Origin of the sequence: Enterococcus sp. DIV2449a, from assembly GCF_051711225.1 — a bacterium.
Lineage (GTDB): Bacteria > Bacillota > Bacilli > Lactobacillales > Enterococcaceae > Enterococcus_D > Enterococcus_D casseliflavus.
Map to the genome: position 1 here is coordinate 23,591 of NZ_JBIOME010000004.1, position 25,186 is coordinate 48,776.

At 35.8% G+C, this 25,186-nt stretch carries 28 protein-coding genes; 24 read left to right on the forward strand and 4 right to left on the reverse strand.

What is annotated here, in order from left to right; translation table 11 throughout:
* The first annotated feature begins 2 nt into the window (after positions 1–2).
* From IGI76_RS17365 to IGI76_RS17375, 3 genes are all read left to right on the forward strand, one after another.
* A complete protein-coding gene (locus IGI76_RS17365; protein WP_142437834.1) occupies positions 3–317 on the forward strand; it encodes a hypothetical protein in 315 nt (104 codons plus the stop codon).
* Positions 318–1,516: 1,199 nt separating this feature from the next.
* Entirely contained in the window at positions 1,517–1,951 is a 435-nt protein-coding gene (locus IGI76_RS17370) for a hypothetical protein (protein ID WP_201691732.1), read from the forward strand.
* 347 nt (positions 1,952–2,298) lie between these two features.
* Positions 2,299–2,652: a nucleotidyltransferase family protein gene (locus IGI76_RS17375; RefSeq protein ID WP_201690308.1), complete on the forward strand. Its 354-nt coding sequence runs from the start codon at positions 2,299–2,301 to the stop codon at positions 2,650–2,652.
* Between the two features lie 572 nt (positions 2,653–3,224).
* On the opposite strand, the gene IGI76_RS17380 is transcribed toward IGI76_RS17375, so the two are convergent.
* Complete coding sequence (locus tag IGI76_RS17380) at positions 3,225–3,311, reverse strand: type I toxin-antitoxin system Fst family toxin (protein ID WP_201691645.1); 87 nt, start codon at positions 3,309–3,311, stop codon at positions 3,225–3,227.
* 121 nt (positions 3,312–3,432) lie between these two features.
* On the opposite strand from IGI76_RS17380, the gene IGI76_RS17385 reads away from it, so the two are divergent.
* The 3 genes from IGI76_RS17385 (at position 3,433) to IGI76_RS17395 (ending at position 4,727) form a co-directional block, all read left to right on the forward strand.
* The gene (locus tag IGI76_RS17385; protein WP_438781888.1) at positions 3,433–3,666 is read left to right on the forward strand and encodes a hypothetical protein; all 234 of its coding nucleotides are present in this window, start codon (positions 3,433–3,435) and stop codon (positions 3,664–3,666) included.
* Positions 3,667–3,978: 312 nt separating this feature from the next.
* Positions 3,979–4,353: a hypothetical protein gene (locus IGI76_RS17390; RefSeq protein WP_249641317.1), complete on the forward strand. Its 375-nt coding sequence runs from the start codon at positions 3,979–3,981 to the stop codon at positions 4,351–4,353.
* Between the two features lie 26 nt (positions 4,354–4,379).
* On the forward strand, positions 4,380–4,727 hold the full coding sequence (locus tag IGI76_RS17395) for a hypothetical protein (protein WP_213357269.1): 348 nt from the start codon (positions 4,380–4,382) through the stop codon (positions 4,725–4,727).
* Positions 4,728–4,842: 115 nt separating this feature from the next.
* On the opposite strand, the gene IGI76_RS17400 is transcribed toward IGI76_RS17395, so the two are convergent.
* From IGI76_RS17400 to IGI76_RS17410, 3 genes are read right to left on the reverse strand one after another with little or no spacing between them, the layout of a single operon-like run.
* Positions 4,843–5,019 carry a hypothetical protein gene (locus IGI76_RS17400; protein WP_010748115.1) on the reverse strand — a complete coding sequence of 59 codons (177 nt, stop codon included), beginning with the start codon at positions 5,017–5,019 and terminating at the stop codon, positions 4,843–4,845.
* 50 nt (positions 5,020–5,069) lie between these two features.
* Positions 5,070–5,519, reverse strand: coding sequence for a hypothetical protein (locus IGI76_RS17405; RefSeq protein WP_229078527.1), 450 nt, complete (start codon positions 5,517–5,519; stop codon positions 5,070–5,072).
* 21 nt (positions 5,520–5,540) lie between these two features.
* Entirely contained in the window at positions 5,541–5,987 is a 447-nt protein-coding gene (locus IGI76_RS17410) for a hypothetical protein (RefSeq protein ID WP_438781865.1), read from the reverse strand.
* Positions 5,988–6,271: 284 nt separating this feature from the next.
* Here IGI76_RS17410 and IGI76_RS17415 point away from each other — a divergent pair, with 284 nt between their 5' ends.
* The 18 genes from IGI76_RS17415 (at position 6,272) to IGI76_RS17500 (ending at position 24,894) form a co-directional block, all read left to right on the forward strand.
* Complete coding sequence (locus IGI76_RS17415; RefSeq protein ID WP_353957180.1) at positions 6,272–6,445, forward strand: ChbG/HpnK family deacetylase; 174 nt, start codon at positions 6,272–6,274, stop codon at positions 6,443–6,445.
* A 201-nt stretch (positions 6,446–6,646) separates the two neighbouring features.
* Entirely contained in the window at positions 6,647–7,195 is a 549-nt protein-coding gene (locus IGI76_RS17420) for a hypothetical protein (protein WP_225582131.1), read from the forward strand.
* Positions 7,196–7,211: 16 nt separating this feature from the next.
* Entirely contained in the window at positions 7,212–7,403 is a 192-nt protein-coding gene (locus IGI76_RS17425; protein WP_002314345.1) for a hypothetical protein, read from the forward strand.
* 795 nt (positions 7,404–8,198) lie between these two features.
* Positions 8,199–8,558, forward strand: coding sequence for a transcriptional regulator (locus IGI76_RS17430; protein ID WP_225582132.1), 360 nt, complete (start codon positions 8,199–8,201; stop codon positions 8,556–8,558).
* Between the two features lie 346 nt (positions 8,559–8,904).
* Positions 8,905–9,048 (forward strand): putative holin-like toxin, encoded by a 144-nt coding sequence (locus IGI76_RS17435; protein ID WP_221928441.1) that lies wholly within the window; start codon positions 8,905–8,907, stop codon positions 9,046–9,048.
* Between the two features lie 890 nt (positions 9,049–9,938).
* On the forward strand, positions 9,939–10,220 hold the full coding sequence (locus IGI76_RS17440; protein ID WP_118214682.1) for a DUF2599 domain-containing protein: 282 nt from the start codon (positions 9,939–9,941) through the stop codon (positions 10,218–10,220).
* Positions 10,220–10,645 carry a thioredoxin family protein gene (locus IGI76_RS17445; protein WP_118214683.1) on the forward strand — a complete coding sequence of 142 codons (426 nt, stop codon included), beginning with the start codon at positions 10,220–10,222 and terminating at the stop codon, positions 10,643–10,645. Before IGI76_RS17440 ends, IGI76_RS17445 begins: the two co-directional genes overlap by 1 nt.
* A 647-nt stretch (positions 10,646–11,292) precedes the next feature.
* Entirely contained in the window at positions 11,293–11,607 is a 315-nt protein-coding gene (locus IGI76_RS17450; RefSeq protein WP_005225242.1) for an ArsR/SmtB family transcription factor, read from the forward strand.
* Positions 11,608–11,620: 13 nt separating this feature from the next.
* Entirely contained in the window at positions 11,621–12,700 is a 1,080-nt protein-coding gene (gene arsB, locus IGI76_RS17455; RefSeq protein WP_438781869.1) for an ACR3 family arsenite efflux transporter, read from the forward strand.
* Between the two features lie 17 nt (positions 12,701–12,717).
* Positions 12,718–14,385 carry an FAD-dependent oxidoreductase gene (locus IGI76_RS17460; RefSeq protein ID WP_438781871.1) on the forward strand — a complete coding sequence of 556 codons (1,668 nt, stop codon included), beginning with the start codon at positions 12,718–12,720 and terminating at the stop codon, positions 14,383–14,385.
* 120 nt (positions 14,386–14,505) lie between these two features.
* Positions 14,506–14,862: a hypothetical protein gene (locus IGI76_RS17465; protein WP_010748150.1), complete on the forward strand. Its 357-nt coding sequence runs from the start codon at positions 14,506–14,508 to the stop codon at positions 14,860–14,862.
* Positions 14,863–15,210: 348 nt separating this feature from the next.
* On the forward strand, positions 15,211–16,401 hold the full coding sequence (locus tag IGI76_RS17470) for an IS256-like element ISLgar5 family transposase (RefSeq protein ID WP_438781873.1): 1,191 nt from the start codon (positions 15,211–15,213) through the stop codon (positions 16,399–16,401).
* A 269-nt stretch (positions 16,402–16,670) separates the two neighbouring features.
* A complete protein-coding gene (locus IGI76_RS17475; protein ID WP_270274662.1) occupies positions 16,671–18,335 on the forward strand; it encodes an extracellular solute-binding protein in 1,665 nt (554 codons plus the stop codon).
* Positions 18,336–18,415: 80 nt separating this feature from the next.
* Positions 18,416–19,333, forward strand: coding sequence for an ABC transporter permease (locus IGI76_RS17480; RefSeq protein ID WP_086293217.1), 918 nt, complete (start codon positions 18,416–18,418; stop codon positions 19,331–19,333).
* A gap of 20 nt (positions 19,334–19,353) precedes the next feature.
* Positions 19,354–20,241, forward strand: coding sequence for a carbohydrate ABC transporter permease (locus tag IGI76_RS17485; protein WP_270274660.1), 888 nt, complete (start codon positions 19,354–19,356; stop codon positions 20,239–20,241).
* A gap of 74 nt (positions 20,242–20,315) precedes the next feature.
* Complete coding sequence (locus IGI76_RS17490) at positions 20,316–20,948, forward strand: DUF624 domain-containing protein (protein WP_375350839.1); 633 nt, start codon at positions 20,316–20,318, stop codon at positions 20,946–20,948.
* Position 20,949: 1 nt separating this feature from the next.
* On the forward strand, positions 20,950–22,566 hold the full coding sequence (locus tag IGI76_RS17495) for a glycoside hydrolase family 13 protein (protein WP_438781877.1): 1,617 nt from the start codon (positions 20,950–20,952) through the stop codon (positions 22,564–22,566).
* Positions 22,567–22,587: 21 nt separating this feature from the next.
* Positions 22,588–24,894, forward strand: coding sequence for a TIM-barrel domain-containing protein (locus IGI76_RS17500; protein WP_438781879.1), 2,307 nt, complete (start codon positions 22,588–22,590; stop codon positions 24,892–24,894).
* Positions 24,895–25,186: the final 292 nt, after the last annotated feature.

Sequence of the window (25,186 nt, forward strand, 5' to 3'; positions counted from 1 at the left end):
TCATGACGGAGGAGGAGTTATCTGTTCTTAATAGAATCAAAGAATGGTCTGTTCTTTTGAAGATTTATTATGGTATTCTGTTCTTTTCATTTGTTACAGTAGGCTTAGTTTCTCTTTTGTTGACTTTTTTATCGTTATGGACGAATATGATGTTATTTTTATATTTACTTTTACTGTTTTTCTTAGGATTAGGGGGAGTAGGTACTGCCATTCTTGATGATTATAAGTGGTCATTGTTTAGTGGAATTTGCAGGAGAATGAAAAAAAGTGCAACTGTTGAGTCTTATGAATGTTGGAAGAAGGAATTGAAGGTATAGATATATGTATCTATAAAAGCTGAGTAAAGAATACTAGGCTTTCTCTTATGTTTTTAAAATGTATACAGGTGGAATATGAGTATTATTTGGACAGGTAGTATTTTTGTCAGAAAAATGGTGTAAATAGATCTATAGTAAATTCCTAAAGGATTGCGTCCGCATTTTTAGTTTTCAAGAAACCATGTGAGTTACTGTGGCGATTAATTTATCTAACATAATTAAAAGTGTCTTTAACGTTGAAGTTGATCCATTTTCAAAATGTATTGCTATTTTATGTATAGTTGTTACAGTATATCTCTTAGTTTTTAATTATAGCGATTTACTTGACGAATATAATGTGTATGAATAATCATTAAAATTTAAATTATAATATCGGTTAACATAAAAAAAAAGTTCCAAAATGATTTTCTCAAAGGAAGGATAAAAATTGTTGATCAAAATGCTACCACTTTTAATACTCATAGGGTTTTATATTTTTATTAGTATTAAGATAAGAAATGCGAATGATATTAGCAAAACGACTAAATATGTTTTCTACTTTTTTATTGTTTTGGGAGGGGGAATCCTCCTTTATATTGCATTTGTTTTCTTATTTTTTGGTATAAATTTTTGAGGATGGAGGAGATGTAATAGTTATGAAGAAGACACTTGTTTTCTTTAAAATACATTTATAATACTAGTATCTAATCCAGCAAATTTGACAGTGGATAAATTAATATCTAGCGATTATGAACTATCTTAATTTATAATAGATTCGTTAGAGAAGAAGAATCTATGTTTTGTCAGTGATTGAAATCAGGATATATATTTGGTTTTAAAAAATGATCTTGTTAACCAAGATCGAGATTTATTAATACAATAGGTGAGGCGTTAAATAGAAGTAAAGAAGAGAATAAACTTCACTATACTAATAATTTATACTATCTAGAATATCATATGGAAAACAATATGGACTAGGGAATAAATAAGATAAATCCTATTGATCATTTAGATAAAGCTCGTAAAATGCATGACGGTTGTTACAAATAGAGGGGGATAATACAATATGAAGATTTATATAAAGTATTTAGCACAACCAAAACCCACTAACATTATGTGCACCGTTGTTTCTGAATATTTTAATTGCTTATATTTATTATACTTAAGAAGTAGTAAAATATACGACTAAAAAATAAACAGACTGAAAGAAGTGAAAACAAATGACAAAGGAACGGCTGCAAATTTATATTGATCCTGAACATAGAGAAGCATTAGAAGAATTAAAAGAACTGTTAGCAGTGGAAGATTCAGCAACGGATAGTGCCTTAATTCGCTATATTATTTTGGAATTGTATCGATTAAAGACAAAAGAAAATATCCAAATGCGGGCACTTTTAAACCGTTTGGATGAACTTTTAATTTTTTCAAATAGTTTTGCGGAAACGATGGACGTCGATATTTTTGATCTCGAAAATTCTGAAAAATACAAAGAAGTAAAGGCACAACAAAGAGGAAAATGGGCGAATAGCCGGCGAAAAAAAGCAAAAAATAAATCACAAAAAAGACCCGTTAATAATCAAAAAGAGAAAGCAAAAGAAGAAAAACTAAATTCAGAATCGCTCACTTACAATGATCTGATCGCGAAGTATTTGTAAAAATTTGTCTTTCAAAAAGGACGATCGATGGTGGTACCTAGAGACTACTTTTCGCAAAAATGACTACTTGAGTAGTCTCTGAACAACTCCCTGACAACTGCTAAAAACTATGCTGTGGTATCACATTTATTTTCTTCAAAACGCAATAGGCACAGCCTATTTCCCCACTTTCAACATGAGAGTGGTGCGTTTACCTTATGCTCTTTCCCTTTTTTTGATCTAAAAGAAGCAATCGATTTACCTGTTCCTTCCCTTTTTTATCAATATTTTTTCCTAAACGCTGAGTATTAATTGTCGCTTTTCATTTTTATTTTAATATTCAAATTGAAGACAAGGAGTTCGGTTCTTTGATTTATACAATTAGTGACATTCAAAAATTATGTACACCAATATTTTTAGAATGGGAAATAAAAAAAGCTTTTTTGTTTGGATCATACGCTCGAAACGAGGCAACAGAAACCAGTGATTTAGATATTTTAATCGACGGTGAAGGGTCTTTGCTCCACAATATATTTGATGTGATTCGGTTAAAAAGTAAATTAAGTAGCGCATTAAAAAAAGAGATAGACCTTATTACACTACGCGCAATCAACGCAGAAACAAACAAAAAAAGAAACCCTCTTCTCAAAGAAAATATAGAAGCAGATTGTGTAATGATTTATGATTTTAAAACGAGCAACTCATTTAAAGTAAAGGGTTGAAGCGCAGATATCATTGATCAATTTTTACAAAACTTTTGATTAGCTAGAGAGAAAAAACTTTGCAAAATAGTTTACTTTCGTTATGATAAAAAAGAGAAATGGCGTACAGTGTTTGCTGTGCAGACGCTGTAGGATTTTTGCGCTAGCAAAAAATCCTTGTAGCCTTTCTGGGCCACTTCAGCTTGCTGTGCGAGCTGAAGTGACCGTGAACCCCCATTTACTAATAGGGGGGTTAGGAAACGACTTCCTACATGTAACGAGGTCAGAAAAACCTTAATGCTGCAAGGGATTGAGCAATTTTAAAGTTGGTTACATTTTTGACCGATAAAAGTTGAGAATGTAACCACTTTGTTAGACAGAAAATCGCAAATAGTTTCAATGTGAAAAAACGATCGGTACTGATTGCTGCATTTTGATTTTTTCAAAATTTCTTGCTATAATAAATGTGCGAAGCGATATTAAAGAACAAGCATGTTTACACCAAAAAGCCCTCCTACTGCGAATAGGAGGGCTTTTTTTGCGCTGTTGCGACTCCAGCGTTGGGGCCAGAAGGCAACTGCTTCGACTATCGGCTAATCGTCTAGCCAGCGATCAACTCGTAAGAGTACTAGACCCACGAATAGTGGAGCGATAATCAGCGATATTAAAGTTTCTAGCATATTTACACCCCCTCACGGGGCAGTTGCCATTAACGAGTATGACATGAACAATTCAAGTGATCAGTTGTTTCTTTATTTTCTATTGCCTTTATAATAATCCATAAAAAGAGGAGTTGATCTTGTGCACGGTGCAGAGGATTCTTGGCTAACCTATGAACTTTCCCGCTACTTGACCAATACAGAATGGGATCGAATCGAGCGAACCAAAAAAATTTATGAAAGGATCAAGAGTGAGGAAGAACTGAACCGACTCAGTAAATCCACAAAAATCCCTTTCGACCATTTACTGCTGATCATGCAAGGTGAGATCATAGCGGACGACTATACACTAAAATTACTAGAAGAAAACATGTAGTTTTCTTACTGCATGTTCCTCTACTTTGATTGCTGCATTCAATCGGTTTCGCTTGGCAAAGCGAATTCATGTATACTAAAAGAAAAACAAACGAGGTGGCACCCTTGTGACAACGGACAGATAACCAAAACAAATGTTGACAGTAAAAGAACTTGCTGAACTTTTTGGTATCAGCAGACAAGCTATGAGGAAACATGCTGACAACCTAGAACCAACGTACCTTGCCAAAAACAGCCAAGGGTATAAGACAGTTCTGTGGTCGGGAGTGTTGCACCTTGCTGACAAGCTAGGACGTGGCTAGGACGCGCTGAGTTGCTTGAAGCGTTCGAAATTCCTGACGTAGCAAGCTCTGACAGTATAGAAACGAAGTTGTTTGCACAGTTGCAACAAAAGGATGCACAAATTGATCAGCTACAGTCGTTATTAGCCCAACAACAAAAACTTCTTGATCAGCAACAACAACTAACTTTGCAAGCGAACAAACAAATACTGTTTCTGACGTCGCAGGAACACTTCTCAGAAGATTTAAACAAAGAATGCAACAATGATACCAAAAATTTTAAAACGTCTCAAAGTGGTTATGAGACCCCCTCAGAACATAAGGGGAAATTTACTCCTGAAAATGAAGTCGTGCGACTGAAACAAGAAGGACAGAAGAAGTGGTGGCACTTTTTCCGTGAAACCTAAGATAGCGTTGAAAGGATGAATTGTGTATGTCGTTTTCAGCTTACGTTGACAGCTATCCTGTGACTGCGTATATCGTAGGTCACCTTGGTTTATCAGTGGGTGATTTTTGTCGACAGTATGAATTCGATCCCACAATCGTCACGGGCGTCACGGGGTGGCGAACAGCGAATCGTTCCGTTTTCTCCTTGCCTGCTGACTTTGTGGAATGCCTGGCTATTACGTCCGACAAAACAGCGGATCAAGTCCGCTACATTTTACGCTTGTTAGAAAAGCAACATTTCGCTTATCTTGCGACGAGTCCAGTTTGGAACATAACACCGTTCCAACTCGTCCCCCCGATTTCTTCACAAAAGACCCAAAGAGAAGAAGCTTGATTTACCGACGTTTTAGGCTCCCAACATAGCTAGACCAATTGAAAATCACAAAGAACGCCCGTCAATCGTTTGATTGACGGGCGTCTTGTGTTAACTAATATTTAAACTAACTGAGTTAATCCAAAAGTGTTATTGTTGCGATTGCTGTTTTCAATATGATTAAGTGCTTTTTTGTTGTTTCAACTTCTACTCTCATAGAATCTTCAAAAATATTTATTACTGTACCTCTAATATTTTCTATTTTATCGTTTAAAAATAGAATGTCTACTTGTGAGCCTAATAATACTTTCATTTCTAAATACCTCTTATTTCCTTTCAAGAATCACTTTTTTAGATGGCATATTACCATGTATTATAAACTCGAATATGATCCAGAACTTCCTCTGTCGTGCTTACTTGCTTGATATAAATTGCATACCCACTTACCCATTCATAACCATTTCGAACATTTAAAGCCTTATAGCGCTTATTATAATAGTCCCCAACTGCTGCTCCTGTAGCAATTTTATGCTTTCTATAAGCTGCAGATAGAACATCCACTCTGTAAGCACGTGTGCGATTAAAAACTGGTATAGGATCTTCAACAGTATATTTATATACAGATCCAACTTCTTCTGTCGAGTAACCATATTCTTCTAAAATCGAGCTAATTGTTTCTAAGTCTTCAACTTTTTCTAAAACTACCGTTTCGTTGTCAATAGTAGCAACCTTCGTTTCTGAAGCTTCAACATTTTTAGAAAACAATACGCCCAAAGACAAAACTACTCCCAATAAAAACAAATATTTCTTCATGCACAACACTTCAAACTATTGCTAATTTTGATTGATTTGATTCCACTCATCTTTCGCATTAGTAAAAACATATTTAACAACTTTTATATCTTCACTAGAAACTGTTTTTCCAGTTGTTTCGTCTATAACGTTAAAACTCGAATCCATGTGTACCGTTTCACTGATATTTCCGCTTTTTGTCCATGTCACTTGAAAATCATTGTCATTTCCATCGTAATCAACTAATACGCCATTTTCATAATCTGTAGCTGTAATAGGAAGACTGGCTGGCACTTCGAATATATTTTCAGTATTAAGTTCAACAACAGAATACCCAATATCATTTTCATTGGTAGTATACGTTCTCCCAGTTTTTTCCCATGTTGAAACTTGGGAATACAAATCAGAGAGTTTATTGTTTTGAACTGTAGCAAGTCCTGTAACTCCCCCACTCAATACCACAAAAAACAAAATAACTACAATCACCATTTTTTTGAGCACTTCATATTTTTCTTATCTTCTCCTTTCTTTCGAATTTCTTACTCGAACATTTAATATTTTGAAAAGTTTAAATATTGTGAAAATTATATCGAATCAATATATTTATATCAAATAAATTTATCGAACAAGCAAGTGGACTATAAATCCGTCCACTTGCTTGTTCTTGTTAAGGATACATCGGAATGGGACTATCTGAAGTGGTTTCCAATGACTGAAGCCAGTCAAATTCTTCGCTGATTGAGGTAAATGGACTCTTCCCTCCCAGATTTGGACTGCCAGGGGGGCAAATCGATCAAGCTGAAGTGATAAAAGAGTTTGATGCCCAACTGGACTATTTAACTAGGCTTGGCTTAACTATAAGCTACTTTGATACGCATATGCTGCTCGAACTGTATTATCCGGAATTAATCCCGATTTTACGTGAGTGGACGAATCAAAAAGGCTGATTAATCATCTTGACTGGTACGATCTGAGACAAGACCTAGTACCTCACAGTGTTCCTACTGTAGAAACCGGTTTAAAGCTTTGGATAGATTGGCTGAGTGAACGAACGGAAGACTATCGGTTTACGTTGATGCATCCAATGCTGCCTAGTCGTGAGGAATTGTCATTTACCAATAGTCGTTCATCTATTTATTGATTATGATATGTTGGTTGAATTACTGAATACCATGAAAGACAATGGCCATTTTGAAGAATTCAAACAGCTGGCAAAAGAGGAAGATATTTTCAAGAAAGCTACTTATGGTGAGGGAGATCCTAACAAAGAGAAAAAATCATTTTACGAGGGCCGAATGTACGGGCCGGATGGCATATATTATCGATTAGGAAACAGTATCCTCCAAGAACTGAAAAAGGAAAATGATTCTTCCCAACAAGACAACCCTTTCCGTCCGTCTTCGCTATCAGGTAAACAAAACCCTAACAAAGAAATATACAATAGAATGAAACAGGAGTACTTCAAGGGGAAAGAAACGAATGAAAGTCGATCACCGCCAAAGCGAAATCCAAATGAGCGAATCAAACCATTTAAGGAATCATTCAAGTATCGTCGGTCGGTCACAAATCAAGTCAAACACCTGGAACGGGTGACGAGCAATGAATTTGATCAATTCAAAAATAAAGTAGCTTTTGAAAAGCTGCAGCGTGAAATCGAACAAGCAAAAATGAGTCAAGAGTCAGACCTATTCAATTAGGAGAAAGAGGAAAGTCATGGAAAATTATTACTTTATCAATAGCGTGGATCCAGAGAACCAAATGATGCGTATTCAAGAAGTGGGTGCTGGCGAAATGAGTGCGCAACAGGTACGTATCACGAAAGAGGATGCCGATGTTTATTCTTTAATGTTGGATGAAGCAACGCAAGAAGGGGAGCCGTTGATCGTTCAGCTGGATCTAAAATAAAGTCAAAATCAGCCGTAGAAAAATTTTTTTCGACCAGTACAAATAAAAACCGATTTTCTTTTTTTAGAAAGTCGGCTTTTAATAACGAAGCTAATTTAGTTGAAGTAGTTGCTCAATAATCGAAGAGCTGCCTGGTAAAAATAAAAGTAGACTACCTATGACTAACAAGATCCCTAAAACAAAACAGGCTATTACGAATTTGGTTGATCTAGATACTTCTTTATTTGAAACACTTATGATCAACAAAGTTATACCGACAGCTAACGTTAAAAAATACCAAAATCCCATTGTTATCGCCCACTTTCTTTGAATAGTTTTTACTTTCAAACTGTTTAATAAATTTTATCATAGACAAGAAGAACTAATCCTTGTACAAGAAAAATATATGTAAAGTTTAAACTTTCTTATACTAAATAAACTAAGTATTTAGAAAATTGATCGTAAACCACCTTCAAGGAAACTGATAGAACAATTTAAAAATTGTTAGAGTTACTTTCAATTAGTAAATAGCAGAATAAAAAAAATAAGATCGGCGAAAGCCGGTCTTTTTTTGGAGGGAAATTTGATGGAAGAATAGGACAATAATCGACAAGAAATAGACAATAGTCGATTAGCAAGAGCAAAAAGAAAGTTGGAACGTCTGAAGAGAGACTACAGTGCGCAAATTTCAAGAGTCTTTGACCATCAAGCACAAACAAACGGTCAGACGAGCTGGTCTATCAAGTAAACGAGGGCGAACATCAAAGAAAAAAGTCTCTCGAACAGTGACTACTTTAATATGAAAAGAGGAAAAACGTGCGATTATTTGATGTTCACCAATTTGAATTACCTGAAAAAGAGGTGATTGATTGGGATAAAACCAAAAGAGAGATCGGATCGATGTTCTCTAGTTATCTTGTTTCAAGAGAAAGGATGGGATTGACGAGGATGTCGCCGATCCATTCAACGTATTCGCTCTTAGACCAAGATATACCAGAAATCAAACACTCTAGCTTTGTTCAAGAAAATCAGCAGTTCAAACAAGAGTTTCTTTATTTTCACCACTTATTTTCTTTGGGTCTGACGGCCATTAGCCATCCATATAAACCAGAAATCACCGATCGGAGACGAAAGATTTTTTTGATGCGTTTTGTCTACGGATTATCAATCATGTGAGCGATCGGATCCATTATCAGAAAAATGTGATCGTCGATGATTCTCAATCCAGCTTACTGCAGTTTGCGAATGCTTTGTCTATTTTAGCTTTAAAAGAACAAGAGATCTCTGCCTGATGTTGGTACTTTTTTCTATTGATCACTTCGGGTTGTGTCCACAACACGGTTTCTGAAGGAGCGGTGGTGGTAGCTGGAGTGACTGAAGGAACAAGCTTATTGGCTTAAATAATGTTGATAAAAAAACGCTAAAAACCTTGATAAATATAGGTTTTCAGCGTGGGTTATGGTATAATATGAGTACAGTAAAGTTTGTGACGGTGGCTATCTTTTGGAAGGTGGTGATGCTTATGAAAGTAAGTGTTCACTCTTTAGAAAGGAGAAGCTTTTTGTCTGTAGCTGAAGCATTAGGGCTAATGATTAGTTTCGGTTCTTTAATCGCAACGATCATCTTTGGCATCCTAACAGCAGTGAAAAATGACAAAAAAAAATAACCGTCTACTTTAGCAGGTCACGGTTATTTTCGTTTAAATAATAGTACTGCCACCGTCTTAAACGGTGCTGTAGGGGAGTTGTTCGCGCAACTCCTCTTTACATATTTAGTATAGCAAGATTTCAGTGAAATATCAACCTTTTGCTCTACAGACGTGCCTTGCACGTCTATTTTTTGGCCCTCTTAAGTGGTGGAGGCGGCTGGAACATGGAGGGCAAAAAAGATCACTTTTCTTTCTTAAAAAAGGTCTAATTGCCACCATTGTTCCGAAATATAAACAACCATTTTCTCGGTATTCTTAATCCATCAGGTACTTGAAACACCTTTCATACGCATGAAGAAACTGAGTGAACAATGAAAAATGGTACAACAGAAAATAAGGGCACCTTTTTAGATCTTTTCAGGAATCGGAGGATTTCGTTTAGGGATGGACCAAGGTGGCTACCGATGTGTTGGGTATTGTGAGATCGATGGCCATGTCTGAAAAAGTTATCAATCAATTTTTGACAAAAAACAGTAGGTAGAAATGCATGATATCACAAAACTTTCAGATGAATTTATTCAAGGAATAAAAGGTTTTTCAGATACTATTTGAAATGGTATATTTTTAAAAAAGGAGGATTTTAAATGAAAAAAGTTATTTGGTCAATGCTTATTTTAGGTTCTGTTATTGGTAGCACATCAATCGTATCAGCAGATTCTATCTCTAATAGTGAGGACACCGTGGAACTATCTCCTAAGTAGGAACAAGTTCAAATAGCAGTCGAAAACAATGATGTATTATCGGAGGTTTCATGGGCTTTAGATTATACACAACCTGTACAAATTCAAGCATTAGCAAAAGCGGTAAGTGATTACAGTCATTCAGATTATTTTTCTTCGGTAAAATGGATCACTAGAGATGGTAAAGTATCTTTGAGTATAACTCCTAAGGCTATATTAACCAAAAACCTTCCTTCAGGAAATGGAGGAGCTGCACATATTGGTAACGCTTGGAACAAATTATTGCCTAAACATAAAAATGATAAGAATTGGAAAAACACAAATGGTATGCTAGATCAATATTTGTGTCATGCACAATGGGCCAGTGGTATGAAAACTCCATGGAATATTGAGCCGTGGAGACCAGATGTTAGCTATGCTGCTACTGTTGCAAAGGCATGTAATCCTTAATGAGAATAGTAATTAAAGTTATTTCAAGTATTTTTGCTTTGATCTCGATTTTGCTTGTATTATTTTTGTTTAAAAATCAGTTGACCTCTGGATCAGTATTTTCATATAGTTATTATGAAAAAGAAATCTCTGCAAAAACTTCAGTGACTACTAAATCAGATATTAATAACTTTGACTATGTACTATTTACAAGAGAATCTTGTCCGTATTGCAATGCATTTGCTCCTAAACTATTTTTATCTTCTCAATATGAAGATAAAAAATTCTTGATTATAGATACGGACACAAAAGAAACTAATCCTTCTACTTTATGGTATATTAATGAGTTAGAGATAACCGAAGTTCCAACTACAGTAAATATGAAAACTAAAGAGCGCTTATCTTATACCGATCAAATTGGTAGCATAAATAATTTTTTAGAATAGAGGTTGATTTGATGTTAGAAAATATCGTTTTTTTTCTTACTGTTGTCCCATTTTTGCTACAAGTGTTTTTGTTACTTATAGTCTATAAAAAGGATAATAATCGAGAAAAATATAAAAATTACTTACTTTATATAATTACTATATTGAATATCATTTCAGTTCTTGCATTTTCTGTAATGCAAGGATACCTTGTAGATGCATACGTAATTGAATCAACATACGTAATGTTCGTCCCTGCAGTCCTAACAGGAATCGCTGCTTTAATTACATTTATAAAGATCTAATTAGAAAGAGGACAATTATTGTTCTCTTTTTTGTTAGGATAGGGTGCTCTTGATATTGTCGATTTATTGTGCCGCTAAGACAAAAATAGATGAGAATAATATGGTTTTCTATTTTCAAGTTTAATACAAAAGGGTCAGAAACTTAAGGGTTTATGAGCTCTCTTTGATTGCTATAACTATAAAAGAATTCAAGATAGAATATTCTTTAACAGTTTTTCTATGCTAAATTAACCTACAGTGAGAGTACTAACTATGCTATTAATTCCTATTTACTTAGAAATTATGAGTAAACAACTTGACCTTATATAGATGGTTGTCTATATTAAATATATAGACAACCATTTATATAAGGAGGGTCGAAAAATGAATTATGAATCTCTTTCATTAGTATTAAAATCTCTAGCGAATCCAAATCGTATGAAAATAGTAGATGTGCTTTCTTGCGGTAGTTTGTGTGCATGTGATTTACTTGAATATTTTGATTTTACGCAGCCTACACTTTCTCATCATATGAAAGTACTTGAAAAAGCGGGTGTCGTTTGTGTAAGTAAAAAAGGGCAATGGCACCATTATTCATTGAGGGAAGAATTTGTTGTAGAATTTATGGAATCTATTCAACAATTACTTGTAAATAATGAAGACAACTGTGTATGCAAAGTAAAAGAAGAATCTAAGTAGGAGGAAAGTAAAAATGAAATCAAAAGTTAAAGCTGAAGGGTTAGGCTTTTTTGAAAAGTATTTAACTCTATGGGTAATTTTGTGTATGATAATCGGAATATTGATTGGACAGTTTGCTCCAGCTATTCCTGATACATTAAGTCAATTTGAGTATTTTCAGGTCTCAATTCCAACGGCTATTTTGATATGGTTGATGATTTATCCTATGATGTTAAAAATTGATTTTACCAGTATTGTTCGTGCTGCTAAAAAACCTAAGGGATTAGTTATCACGTGCGTTACTAATTGGCTTATTAAACCGTTTACGATGTATGGAATTTCAGCACTCTTTTTTTATGTGATTTTCCAACAATTGATTCCAATAGAACTAGCAAAAGAATACGTCGCTGGTGCAGTTATTCTAGGAGCAGCACCATGTACAGCGATGGTTTTTGTGTGGAGCTACCTAACAAAAGGTGACTCTGCCTATACTTTGGTTCAAGTCGCAATCAACGATTTAATTATCCTAGTATTATTTGCACCTATTGTTGCTTTCTTGTTAGGTGTTGATAATGTAAGTGTCCCCTTAGCTACTTTATTACTGTCTACTGTTCTTTTTGTAGTTGTTCCATTGTTTTTAGGCTTCATTACTCGAGTGTTGATCATAAAAAAAAGAGGGTTAACATATTTTGAAAATGTCTTCTTGAAGAAATTTGATTCAGTGACGATTATTGGTTTATTACTAACTCTGATCATTATCTTCTCCTTCCAAGGTGAAAGAATCATTGCTAATCCATTGCATATTTTATTGATTGCAATTCCTTTAACGATTCAAACGATTTTAATATTTACAATTGCTTATAGTTGGGCAAGATTTTGGAAGTTGCCACATAATATTGCTTCTCCTGCTGGAATGATAGGAGCAAGTAACTTTTTTGAGTTGGCAGTAGCGGTATCAATATCACTTTTTGGATTACAGTCGGGAGCAACTTTAGCAACAGTCGTAGGCGTACTTGTGGAAGTGCCAGTTATGTTACTTTTAGTTAATGTTTCTAATAAAACAAAAGGCTGGTTCATAAATCCGGAATCTTTGAGTGAAATCAAGAACGTATAAAGGATAGGTGTGGAGAAATGAAAATCATCATTATTGGATCTGTCGCTGCTGGAACAAGTGTCGCTGCAAAAGCAAGAAGAAATACGGAAGATGCAGAGATTGTTTTGTATGATAAAGATATGGATGTGTCTTACGCAGTTTGTGGGATTCCATATGCAGTGGGGGGAGAAGTGGAAAACTTTGATGAACTGACGCCTCGTAATGCTGAATGGTTTAACAAAAGGTACGACGTAGATATTCATACCTCTCATGAAATAACTCAGGTTGACTATGATAAAAAATTGGTGCACGGAATCAATCTAATTACAAAAAAATCATTTACCAATAATTTTGATGTTTTAGTGTTGGCTACAGGATCGGTTTATAATACCCCAGAAATATTTGTTAATAGACATTTTGATAATGTTTTTCAGGTGAAAAATATTTCGAGTGGGAAAAGTATCAAGAAGTTTGTAGATGAAAACGAGCCAAAAAAAGCAGTTGTCATTGGTGCTGGATATATTGGTTTAGAAATGGCCGAGCAGTTGCAGAGACTAGGTCTTGAGGTCTCGTTACTTCAACGAAGTAAATATCCCATGTCCCATTTAGACTGGGACATGTCTTCAAGAATCATTAATGAAATGAAAAGGAAAAACATTGCCTTTTTCCCTGAAGAAACCGTCAGAAAAGTTAACGGTGATGGTAGTCTGAAGTCTATTGAAACGGCTAAAGGAACTATCTTTTCGGCAGATATTTTTGTATTAGCTACCGGAGTAAAGCCGAACACCGCATTAGCAAAATCTATGGGAATTAAATTAGGAATTACCGGAGCTATAGAAGTAAACGATAAGTTAGAAACCAATTTTCCAAATGTTTATGCTGTAGGTGATGTTGCAGAAAGTTTTGATCGCATAACTAGGCGACCAATTTATCGACCTTTAGCTTCAACAGCCAATAAAATGGGAAGGATCGCAGGAGATGTTATTACAGGTGGCAATCTACGACACAAGGGAATCTTAGGAACTGGTATTTTACGATTCTTTGATTTAACAATTGCTCAAACTGGTCTCACAGAAAAAGATGCTTTAGCAAATAATATAGCTATTACTACTTTATATAATATTAAACCTAATAAGCCGGACTATATGAATGGTAAAGAAATGGTGATCAAAGCAATCGCAAATAAAGAAAATGGAAAGATACTTGGGGCTCAAATCATAGGTTATGATGGGGTAGATAAGCGGATCGATGTGCTTGCTACTGCTATTTCATTTGGCGCAGCTGCTGAAGATTTATTTCACTTGGATTTAGCATATGCTCCACCTTTTTCTACAACAAAAGATCCCATTCATTATACTGGGATGGCTTTGAACAACGATATAAATAATGATACCCCGTTAATGACCCCTATAGAGCTATTGAGAAGAATTGATAGCGGCGAGAAATTACAAATTATTGATACCAGATCAAGAAAACAGTTTGAAACTTCGAAAGTTGAGGGAGCAATTCACATACCTTTAGCTGAGTTAAGAGATCGATATGAGGAATTGGATAAAGAATGTGTGACAGTAACTTATTGTAATAAAGGCGTTACTGGAAATGCAGCACAAAATATTTTACTGAACAAAGGATTTAAACAAGTTTATAATTTATCCGGAGGAAATAAAAACTATCAAGAAGTTTGTGAAACGATACAAAAATTATGATAGAATTACAAATATTGGAATAATTAGGAAGAAACTTATTTTGAGGTTTGATGTAACATTTGTATTTTTTTCAAGCTTCATTTTTTTATATATTATGGACTACTAGAGGTGAAATTGAAGATGGTAGATTTAACTAAAATTGAATACCGAGTTTTGATTTCATTATATGAATGCGAGGGAGGGATAACAAAACGTAACTTTGTAAAAAAATACCCAGAATTTAAGCTGAATACAGCTTATTTAGTTATTGATCGGCTAGTAGACAAAGGGTACTTAGAAATGAATTACTCAAAAAAAACTGAATTATCAGAAAAATTGTTTAGTCCAATCAAATCAATAACTGACTTCTATTCTGATATGTTTGGTATTTGCGCAGTTGATCGTACGGTGAAAAAAGTAATACGTGAACTAACTGATTATAGTCAAACAAGTTTTATTCTAGATAAAATAAGAGAAACAAAAAGATATGCAAAATAAATTTATATAGTTGGAATGAAAAGGTAAAATCTCATACTTATAGTCTTGGTATACAGTAAAAAAGAAATGGAGAAATGTCTATGGGACTTTTACATTTGCTTTATGTAATATTGTATTCAATTATAGTAATTAGCTTACTTATTTCCTATGATTTATTTGTAAAAAATTTTAAGAAACTCCATTTACGATATTCTTTTAAAATAATTATTGGTTTAATATTATTTGTATCGCAAATGTATTTTATCATAACTTTTGAGAGTGTAAAATATTTTGTGTAAATAGAAAAAAGGAAGTCCCTTCTGTAGAATAGAGTTACCACAACACATTCACAGAAGAGAGGACTTCCCTATGAACGATTTTACTACAGAAATTCTAAAGACTCTAGCGAACAAAGGCGATTTGAATGAATTATTCCGTGTCCATTTGGAGAAAGCAGTCAATACGCTTCTCAAAACGGAGTTAACGGCTTTCCTAGATTACGAAAAGTATGATCGCATTGGTTTTAACACGGGTAATTCTCGTAACGGCTCCTATGACCGTACGGTCAAGACCGAGTATGGGGAACTTCATCTCCAGATTCCGCGCGACCGCAATGGCGAGTTCAAGCAACAGACTGTTCCTGCTTATAGACGGATGAATGACACGTTAGAGGAGACCGTCATTCACCTCTTCCGAAAAGGTATTACCATGTCGGAAATCGCAGACTTGATTGAGAAAATGTATGGGCATCACTACACGCCCCAAACCATGTCCAATATAACAAAATCATTTACAGAAGAGGTAACGGCGTTTAAAGGGCGGGAGCTTCATGACCGTTATGCTGCTATTTATATGGACGCAACGTATATTCCGTTAAAGCGGAAAACCGTCGCCAAGGAAGCTATTCATATCGCAGTTGGCATTCGCCCGGACGGATCAAAGGAAGTATTGAGCTATGCGATTGCACCGACTGAATCCATCACGATTTGGGAGGAAATTTTATTGGACCTTCAAGAGCGCGGTTTGAAAAATGTCCTCCTGTTCATCACGGATGGCTTAAAGGGGATGGTAGGAGCGATTAGTCGGTTCTATCCCAAAGCTCGTTTTCAACATTGCTGTGTACACGTTTCCCGTAATATCAGTCACAAAGTGCGTGTCGATGATCGTAAGGAAGTCTGTGATGATTTTAAAATGGTGTATCAAGCCTCATCTAAAGAGGTGGCGTTGGAAGCACGTGGTGCTTTTACGGAAAAATGGAAAACCAGCTATCCAAAAGTGGTTGAATCGATTCTTTCGAACGATCACTTGCTCACTTTCTATGATTTCCCCTTGGCCATACGCAAGAGTATTTATTCTACGAACTTGATTGAATCCTTTAATAAGCAAATCAAGAAATACAGCCACCGCAAGGAACAGTTCCAAAACGAAGAGTCGCTGGAACGTTTCTTAGTCTCGTCTTTTGATACTTACAACCAAAAATTCCTAGGTCGCAGTCATAAAGGCTTTCAACAGGCCGAAGGCGAACTTGAACAAATGCTAAGCCAACTGATTGAGAATTAGAAACAATCTACAGTAGGGAAGAATCATTTACACAAAATTATTGACGCTCCCCTCAAAATTCTTAATCTTGTTCTTTATTTATATTTAAAAATGAATACAAGATAACTTAATTTTGAAAACAATATAAATGAAAGCGCTATTGACAAATATAATTGTTAGATGGTAACATAATTAAGTAAACGTTTACGTTATTTTTGGTTTCGTTTCTTCATTTTTTTTTAGCATTTTAAGTAAACGGTTACGTAAAACTATTAAAAGGAGCAGAGTAAATGAAAAAGATGCATAAATTTTTAACAGGTTCAATTGTATTAGGTAGCATGTTTGCTCTCACCGCCTGCGACGGTGAAACAAACAAAGAAGCCAAAACCGATGCTGATGGAAATATTGTTATGACCATAGGCCAACAAACACAGCCCAACTCTAAACTTCCTGAAGGAGATTCTTACTCGGATAATGCTTACAGAAGACTGATCAAAGAAGAATTGGGCGTGAATATTGAAAGTGCATTTGAGGCAAATGGGGATGACTATACAAGACAAGTGTCGCTTGCCATCGCTTCGGGTGATCTTCCAGATGTAATGGTTGTCAGTAGAGATGAAATGGAAGAATTGGCAGATAATGATTTAATTGCTGATTTAACTGATGTGTATGAGGAATATGCGAGTGATAATATTAAAAGTATGTATGAATCCTTTGACAATGTCCAAATTGATTCTGCAAAAATTGACGGCCAAATTATGGGAATTCCTGGTACTGGTAACGATATAGGTCCTAACTTGGTTTGGATTAGACAAGACTGGTTAGATAGCTTAGGTATTCAGTTGGATGCAGATGGCAATCATGCCATTACGTTGGAAGAACTAGAATCAACGGCTAAAACATTCAAAGAAAAAGACGCTGGGGGAACAGGTAAAACACAAGGCTTAGCATTTGCCAATTGGCTAACCTCAGATAGTCATGGAGGATCTGGGTATACAGCAACAGCCATATTCAATTCCTTTAATTCGTACCCTAAAAATTATTTAGTTGGCGAAGATGGACAATTAGTCTATGGATCAAATACAGAAGAAACAAAAGAAGGATTGACTTACGTAAAACAGCTGTTTGATGAAGGCATCTTAGATGATCAGTTTGGAACTAGAACTTACGATGATATCAATGCCATGATGATTAATGGAGAGCTAGGTATTATACCTGGACCATGGCATTTATCCGATTGGGCATTGGTTCAAGCCAAAACAGCAAATCCTGATGCAGCATTTACACCATATGCAATTGAAAGTAGTGACGGACAAGTAAATGGTGTGAGCAAGTCTAGTGTAGGTGGGTATGTCGTTGTAAGTAAAGATTTTGCTAACCCTGAATTAGTTGTAAAAATGATTAACCTACTATTTGATGAAGTACCAAATTCACCAGATATGGAAAAAGATTATCCTGAAATTTATGCCTATGCGCAACAAGCTGTAGATGGTTCGGTGCGACCAGTAAATATTGAAATATTTGATCTTTTAAGTGGAATTTCAGATGCAGTAGAAGCTTCTCAAGCGGCTGAAGGTGAGATAAACATCGATGATATTTCAAGCTTTACTGTAAAAAATAATGCAGAAAAGATCAAAGCGTATCTTGATGACCCAAGCAATGCAGATCCAACAGATTGGGCCGTTTATGCGTCTAGATTATTGGCTGTAAATAATGTAATGAACGGTGTACGAGAAGAAAATATTTACAATGAAATTACGCCGTTTACGACATTTGAGACCATCAAAGCAAGTGAGCGCAATGGTGCTCAAATTTCAAAACTAGAAGAAGAAACCTTTATCAAGTTTGTAACAGGTGAAGAATCTTTAGATAATTTTGATTCTTATGTAGACACGTGGAACAGTCAGGGAGGACAAGCAATTTTAGAAGAGATGCAAAAGCTCGCGGATAAATAAGCGTATTTTTTTAATAAAGGTAGAGCATTTGTTCATTACTACAAATGCTTTACTATTCTTATCAAGTAAGGAGAAAGTGTATGGATAAGCTTGCAGTAAAAAAGAAGAAATTGTTCTCTAAGGACCAATGGCTATTTATCGCAATGATTGCCCCAGGAATAATTTTTCTATTAATCTTCTCATATGCACCAATGTTTGGTCTCGTTATGGCATTTCAAGATTTTGTGCCCGCTCGCGGTTTCTTAGGCTCTGATTTTGTAGGATTAAATAATTTTATCTATATTTTCAATTTGCCAGATATTTGGCAAGTAACCTACAATACGGTGTTTATCGCAGTAGGAAAAATTATCCTGAATACAATAATTCCAATTATTTTTGCCATATTGTTAAATGAAATTCGAATCAAATGGATGAAAAAAACAATGCAAACGATTGTGTATCTACCCTATTTTTTATCATGGGTAATCTTAGCTTCAGTCATTCTCAATTTATTTAATTTAGATGGTACGGTGAATCAAGTATTGCAAAATCTGGGCTTTGATCGAATTAACTTTTTGGGTAGCAATACGGTGTTTCCGCATTTGTTGATTTGGACAGACGTATGGAAAGGCTTTGGCTACAATTCCATTATTTTCTTAGCTGCGATTACATCTATTGATCCCGGTTTATATGAAGCAGCAACAATGGATGGCGCTAGCTGGTTTCAACGAGTGAAGCATGTCACGATTCCGGGCATGATGTCCTTTATTATTTTGATAACAATCTTGGCTTTGCCAGGTATTCTAAGTGCCGGATTTGATCAGGTGTACAACTTATATTCTCCGCCAGTTTATGCAAGTGGGGATGTACTAGATACCTATATTTATAGAATTGGATTAATCGGTCGTGATTATAGTTTAGGGGCTGCAGTAGGTCTTGTTCGATCAATCATCGGTTTAATTTTGATTTATGTATCGAATAAAGCTGCTGAAAAAGCAACCAATCGCGTGATGTTTTAATTCGCTGAAGGGAGAAAAAAATGAAGGAAAAATTTGGTATTCGTCAATTTGTAATCTATGTAATTGTTATTCTATTAACCCTATCTTGTTTAGTCCCTTTATTAAATGTATTGTCCCTTTCATTAAGTAGTTCTCAAGCGGCTGCAGGAAATCAAGTTGGGCTTTGGCCAGTTGATTTCACGTGGGCAGCGTACGAAAGAATCATTAATGATACACAGTTTTGGCGGTCATTTGGCATTTCTGTTTTTCGAGTATTTGTTGCGTTGATTTTGAATTTAGTCATGATTGTTACCTTAGCCTATCCGTTATCCAAATCAAAAAAAGTGTTTCGGACAAGAAGACTCTTTATGGGCTTAATGGTGTTTGCGATGTTGTTTAATGGTGGGATGATTCCAACGTATTTGATTGTTCGCAATCTGGGGTTAATCAACAGCGTTTGGTCGTTAATATTACCTGGAGCTGTGCCTATAGGCAGTGTCATTTTGGTGATGAACTTTTTCCGTGGTGTTCCTAAATCACTTGAAGAGTCTGCGTTGCTAGATGGAGCAAATGCATTCGATGTGTTGCGTAAAATCTATATTCCAATATCTTTGCCTTCGCTAGCAACTGTATCTTTATTTAGTATTGTTGGTAGTTGGAATGATTTCTTTGGTGGCTTAATTTATATGACAAAAATTGAAAATTACCCGTTAATGACGTATATTCAATCGCTATCTGTCAATATTGCAGAAACCTTGCAAAATGCTAGTGGTATGACGTCAGAGCAGTTGCAAAGCCTATTGGCTGTGTCGGATCGTAATTTGAATGCAGCCAAAATTATTGTTGCAATTGTCCCATTGTTAGTTATTTATCCATTTTTACAGAAATATTTTGTCCAAGGAATTGTCGTTGGTGCTGTAAAAGAATAATATGAAGCATTCGAGGATGAAAAAACAAATCAATGGCTTGAACTAAGAACGTAAGAAAGAAAGGAAGTAGATCAATGAACTCTTTTTTTCGAATAGATGGTCCTGTATATAACGTCTTGATGAAGTTATGGAGTCTGCTTGTTCTCAATTTGTGTATTTTAATTGGAAGCATCCCGATTATCACGATTGGTGTAACGATTAGTGCGGCTTATTCAGTTTGTTTTAAATTGCAAGAAGCGAATGATACGCGTATCTTAGGAAATTTTATTTTGGCCTATAAACAGAATTTCAAGCAAGCGATAGGCTTTAGTATTCTTCAAACAATGGTTTTTTTCATTGTTCTAGTTGATTTGAATTACATGATTCATTCCGAACAAAAAAATGTCATTGGGTTAATAGGTGTATCCATTGTTGGTCTGATTCTTTTGTTAAGCAGCCAATATACGTATGGATACATCGCGCGTTTTAGAGATTCAGCGAGGTCTATCTTCATGAACTCTATGAAGCTTTTTATAGCAAACTTTTGGATGAGCGTGATACTGTCTCTCATAACATTGTTCTTATTCGTTTTGGTGGGAACATCACCCATTGCATTTGTGTTTATTTTGTTTATAAGTATCTTTATTGGCTGTAGTTTTCTTATATTCTTAAAGTCATTATTAGTGTTAAGTGTGTTTAAAAAATATGAATTGTCAAAGGAGCGGTAACATGAGTGCATGGTGGCAAAAAGCAGTGGTATATCAAATTTATCCGAGAAGTTTTCAGGATAGCAACGGTGACGGGATTGGAGACATTCCAGGTATTATTTCGCGGTTAGATTATTTGCAATTTTTAGGAATTACGGCCATTTGGCTATCTCCTGTCTATCAATCGCCCAACGATGATAATGGGTATGATATTAGTGATTATGAAGATATTATGAGTGAGTTTGGCTCGATGGATGATATGAAAAAACTAATTCATGAGGCCGATAAAAGAGAAATAAAATTAGTGATGGACCTTGTTGTCAATCACACCTCTGATGAGCACGCTTGGTTTGTAGAAGCAAAAAAAGGCAAGGACAATCCATACCGTGATTATTATGTATGGAGAGACCCAATCAATGGTGGGGTTCCCAATGAATTGCACTCAACATTTAGTGGAAGTGCATGGACATTGGATGAACAATCAGGACAATACTATTTACATCTTTTCAGTAAGAAACAGCCAGATCTGAACTGGGAAAACGATAAAGTTCGTCAAGAAGTGTATGACATGATGAATTTTTGGTTAGACATGGGGATTGGCGGTTTCCGAATGGATGTGATTGATTTAATCGGAAAACTACCAGATCAAGGCATCACAGGGAATGGTCCACTTTTACATACCTACCTACAAGAAATGAATCAAGCAACATTTGGCTCTCTTGATGTGATGACTGTGGGAGAAACATGGGGGGCAACGCCCGAGATTGCAAAATTATATTCGGATCCTGAGCGAAAAGAGCTTTCGATGGTTTTTCAATTTGAACACATAGGGTTAGATCAACAAGAGGGTAAAGATAAATGGGATCTAAAAACACTATCTATAGGTCAATTAAAGCAGGTTTTATCCAAGTGGCAAACATCGTTGGGCCATCAGGGATGGAATAGCCTCTTTTGGAATAACCATGACTTGCCAAGAATTGTTTCTCGCTGGGGAAATGATCAAGAGTATCGCGTTGAAAGTGCAAAAATGTTTGCTATTCTTTTGCACATGATGAAAGGAACACCTTACATTTATCAAGGAGAAGAAATTGGAATGACAAACTGTCCAATTTCATCTATTGAAGAGGTAGATGATATCGAAAGCATCAATATGTATAACGAGCGTTTGACTCAAGGGTATACTAAAGAAGCCATTCTGTCATCGATTAATGCTAAGGGACGTGACAATGCACGAACACCGATGCAATGGGATGAAAGTGAGAATGCTGGGTTTACAAAGGGCACACCATGGTTACATGTCAATCCAAATTATCCAATGATTAATGCTAAGGAGAATTTAGCAGATACGAATTCAATTTTTTATACATATAAAAAATTAATTGAATTGCGTAAAGAGCATGCGATTGTAGTATGGGGCGAATATGAATTAATAGAAGGAACACCGGAAGAAGTATTTGCCTATTATAGAGTATTGGATGGAGAAAAATGGATAATCGTAGCGAATTTTTCAGCATCTGAGAAAACGTTTACGTTATCAGAAGCAATTGAAGAAGTACTTATTCATAATTATCAAGATACATTACCTAAAATAGGCGAACTATCACTGAAGCCTTACGAAGCATTTGTTGCAAAAATTTAAAATTCTTAGAGGGAGAAAAGAATGACTCAAACAGTTTTTCAGGGGAAATATTACCGAATAACTATTTTAACGAATCAGTTGGTTCGTATGGAATACAGTGTAGAAGGACAATTTGAAAACCGACCTACGCAGACCATTGTCAATCGAATATTTGAAGAACCGGAAGTCTCATTTTCTGAGACCGAAGACCAATTAGACATTCATACGCCGAATATGGACCTTTTTTATGAGAAAGAGAAGGAATTTAATGAATATACTGTCTCAATGGATGTACGTTTTGCAACAGGGTATATGCATCATTGGCGCTTTGGCGACACTGAATGGAATTTAAAAGGAACTACTCGAACACTGGATGGAGCAGACGGGGAAGTACCACTGGAAAATGGTATCCTAAGTCGGAATGGGGTCACAATGCTTGATGATGCAATAACCTTTGCGTTAGATGAAGGGCATCACCCTGTAAAACGGCAAGGAAGTGAAGTGGACTATTATCTTTTCGCTTATGGCCATGATTATTTCCAAGCACTAAAAGATTTTTATCATTTGACTGGAGAAACGCCATTGTTGCCGCGTTATGCGTTAGGAAATTGGTGGAGCCGTTATTGGAAATATACGGAAGAGAGTTACCTCAGCCTCATTGAGCAATTTAAAGATGAAAAGATCCCTTTGTCCGTTTCGGTTATTGATATGGATTGGCATTTAACAGAAGTTCCTGAACGGTTTGGGAACGGTTGGACAGGGTACACATGGGATCAACAAATATTTCCAAACCCAACACGCTTTATGAAAACACTGCGTGACCGCGGCCTTGCTATTACATTAAATGTTCATCCAGCTGATGGCATTCGCGCATTCGAGGATGCCTATCCACGGGTAGCGACACGCTTGCATCTTGACCAAGAAATAGAAGAGCCTGCTCGATTTGACTTAAATGATGAAAACTTCCGCGTGAGTTACTTCGAAGATGTACACCATCCAATGGAAGAAGATGGTGTTGATTTTTGGTGGATTGATTGGCAACAAGGAACAACAAGTGAAGTTGCTGGTTTAGATCCGCTTTGGCAGTTGAACCATTATCATTTTCTTGATCAAGCAAAGCGTAAACACGATCCATTGATTTTATCACGTTATGCCGGCCCTGGGAGTCATCGTTACCCTCTTGGTTTCTCAGGAGACACCATTATCACTTGGGCATCTCTTGATTTTCAACCGTATATGACATTAACAGCTTCTAACATCGGCTACTCATGGTGGAGTCATGATATTGGTGGCCATATGTCGGGATACAAAGATGAAGAACTATCCTTACGTTGGTTACAGTTTGGTGTCTTTAGTCCGATCAATCGATTGCATAGTTCGTCTAGCGCGTTTACTAGTAAAGAGCCGTGGGCTTTTGAACCGACAATTGCCGGAATTATGAAAGATTATTTACAATTTCGTCATGCATTGTTGCCTTATTTATATACGGCGAACGTACACACACACGAACAAGGTGAGCCGTTGATGCAGCCTATGTATTACCGCTATCCTGAAATAGATGATGCTTACCGTACACGTAATCAGTACTTCTTTGGGTCAGAATTATTGATTGCACCTATTACTCAACAAATGGATAAAACGACAAAACTAGGAAAAGTAGACGTCTTTTTACCACAAGGGGACTGGTTTGATTTTTTCAGAAATTGTCGTTATGAAGGAGATACGACGATCACCATGTATCGTCCGTTAAATAACATTCCTGTTTTAGCAAAAGCAGGGGCAATTTTGCCTCTGGACGCACATCCTGAAGAAACGAAAGCGAATGAATTACCTGCAACAATTCGTTGGGAAATCTTTCCTGGGAGTAGCAATCAATATGAATTAATTGAAGATATAAAGGGTCTGCGTTGCATCACCCGTGTTCGATTGGATAATGAGGCACAAACGTTAATGATTGAAACGGATGGGGAAAAGAGCATCTTACCGAAAAATCGCCAGCACGAATTCCACTTACGTGTTACAGATGAAATACAAATAAATGGAGATGCGCGCTCATCTATCTATGATAATCAATCAAAAGAACAGATCATTTTAATTCATCAACCAGAAAATCAACAAACTTTCCAACTTGCAGGGTTTGCTTATAGCAAAACACAAACAAGTGAGCAAGACGTATTTGATATTTTAAAACGAGCCAACATAGAAAATGAAGCCAAGGATCAATTGTGGGCACGCTATCAAAATGAAAAAAGTAAAAAGAAACGGTTCAATTTATTTTCGCAATTGCCTTCCCGTGATTTATCACAAGCGTTATTTGAATGTGAATATACAGATCAGCGTATGGACTGAGTATCAACTAGCCGAATTATATTGATGGCCGTCTTAACTTGTTGCAAATAGTAACAGGTTGGCTACATTATAGTTCGGATTTTTTTCGATAAAACGGTATTTCTTCAATAAGATATTGAAAGGAGCAAATATGAAAAAGAAATATTGGAGAGTAGTGAGTGTAGCGTTAACTATTGTCGTAATTTTGGGAGTGATTAGAATGAGTAGTGAAAAACAAGACAACATTTCAATTGATAACGTATCTGCAAATAAATCAATATATCAGCCTGGTGAGAAGGTAAAAGTAACTATC

What these genes read in the sequence shown, in the direction of transcription:
- IGI76_RS17470 (WP_438781873.1), top strand. Translation starts at nt 15,211, where the DNA reads ATGAACGATTTTACTACAGAAATTCTAAAGACTCTAGCGAACAAAGGC.
- IGI76_RS17485 (WP_270274660.1), top strand. Translation starts at nt 19,354, where the DNA reads ATGAAGGAAAAATTTGGTATTCGTCAATTTGTAATCTATGTAATTGTT.
- IGI76_RS17425 (WP_002314345.1), top strand. Translation starts at nt 7,212, where the DNA reads ATGGAAAATTATTACTTTATCAATAGCGTGGATCCAGAGAACCAAATG.
- IGI76_RS17500 (WP_438781879.1), top strand. Translation starts at nt 22,588, where the DNA reads ATGACTCAAACAGTTTTTCAGGGGAAATATTACCGAATAACTATTTTA.
- IGI76_RS17410 (WP_438781865.1), bottom strand. Translation starts at nt 5,987, where the DNA reads ATGGTGATTGTAGTTATTTTGTTTTTTGTGGTATTGAGTGGGGGAGTT.
- IGI76_RS17405 (WP_229078527.1), bottom strand. Translation starts at nt 5,519, where the DNA reads ATGAAGAAATATTTGTTTTTATTGGGAGTAGTTTTGTCTTTGGGCGTA.
- IGI76_RS17420 (WP_225582131.1), top strand. Translation starts at nt 6,647, where the DNA reads ATGTTGGTTGAATTACTGAATACCATGAAAGACAATGGCCATTTTGAA.
- IGI76_RS17450 (WP_005225242.1), top strand. Translation starts at nt 11,293, where the DNA reads ATGAATTATGAATCTCTTTCATTAGTATTAAAATCTCTAGCGAATCCA.
- IGI76_RS17495 (WP_438781877.1), top strand. Translation starts at nt 20,950, where the DNA reads ATGAGTGCATGGTGGCAAAAAGCAGTGGTATATCAAATTTATCCGAGA.
- IGI76_RS17475 (WP_270274662.1), top strand. Translation starts at nt 16,671, where the DNA reads ATGAAAAAGATGCATAAATTTTTAACAGGTTCAATTGTATTAGGTAGC.
- IGI76_RS17400 (WP_010748115.1), bottom strand. Translation starts at nt 5,019, where the DNA reads ATGAAAGTATTATTAGGCTCACAAGTAGACATTCTATTTTTAAACGAT.
- IGI76_RS17435 (WP_221928441.1), top strand. Translation starts at nt 8,905, where the DNA reads ATGAAAGTAAGTGTTCACTCTTTAGAAAGGAGAAGCTTTTTGTCTGTA.
- IGI76_RS17490 (WP_375350839.1), top strand. Translation starts at nt 20,316, where the DNA reads ATGAACTCTTTTTTTCGAATAGATGGTCCTGTATATAACGTCTTGATG.
- IGI76_RS17380 (WP_201691645.1), bottom strand. Translation starts at nt 3,311, where the DNA reads ATGCTAGAAACTTTAATATCGCTGATTATCGCTCCACTATTCGTGGGT.
- IGI76_RS17445 (WP_118214683.1), top strand. Translation starts at nt 10,220, where the DNA reads ATGAGAATAGTAATTAAAGTTATTTCAAGTATTTTTGCTTTGATCTCG.
- IGI76_RS17460 (WP_438781871.1), top strand. Translation starts at nt 12,718, where the DNA reads ATGAAAATCATCATTATTGGATCTGTCGCTGCTGGAACAAGTGTCGCT.
- IGI76_RS17395 (WP_213357269.1), top strand. Translation starts at nt 4,380, where the DNA reads ATGTCGTTTTCAGCTTACGTTGACAGCTATCCTGTGACTGCGTATATC.
- IGI76_RS17365 (WP_142437834.1), top strand. Translation starts at nt 3, where the DNA reads ATGACGGAGGAGGAGTTATCTGTTCTTAATAGAATCAAAGAATGGTCT.
- IGI76_RS17480 (WP_086293217.1), top strand. Translation starts at nt 18,416, where the DNA reads ATGGATAAGCTTGCAGTAAAAAAGAAGAAATTGTTCTCTAAGGACCAA.
- arsB (WP_438781869.1), top strand. Translation starts at nt 11,621, where the DNA reads ATGAAATCAAAAGTTAAAGCTGAAGGGTTAGGCTTTTTTGAAAAGTAT.
- IGI76_RS17370 (WP_201691732.1), top strand. Translation starts at nt 1,517, where the DNA reads ATGACAAAGGAACGGCTGCAAATTTATATTGATCCTGAACATAGAGAA.
- IGI76_RS17465 (WP_010748150.1), top strand. Translation starts at nt 14,506, where the DNA reads ATGGTAGATTTAACTAAAATTGAATACCGAGTTTTGATTTCATTATAT.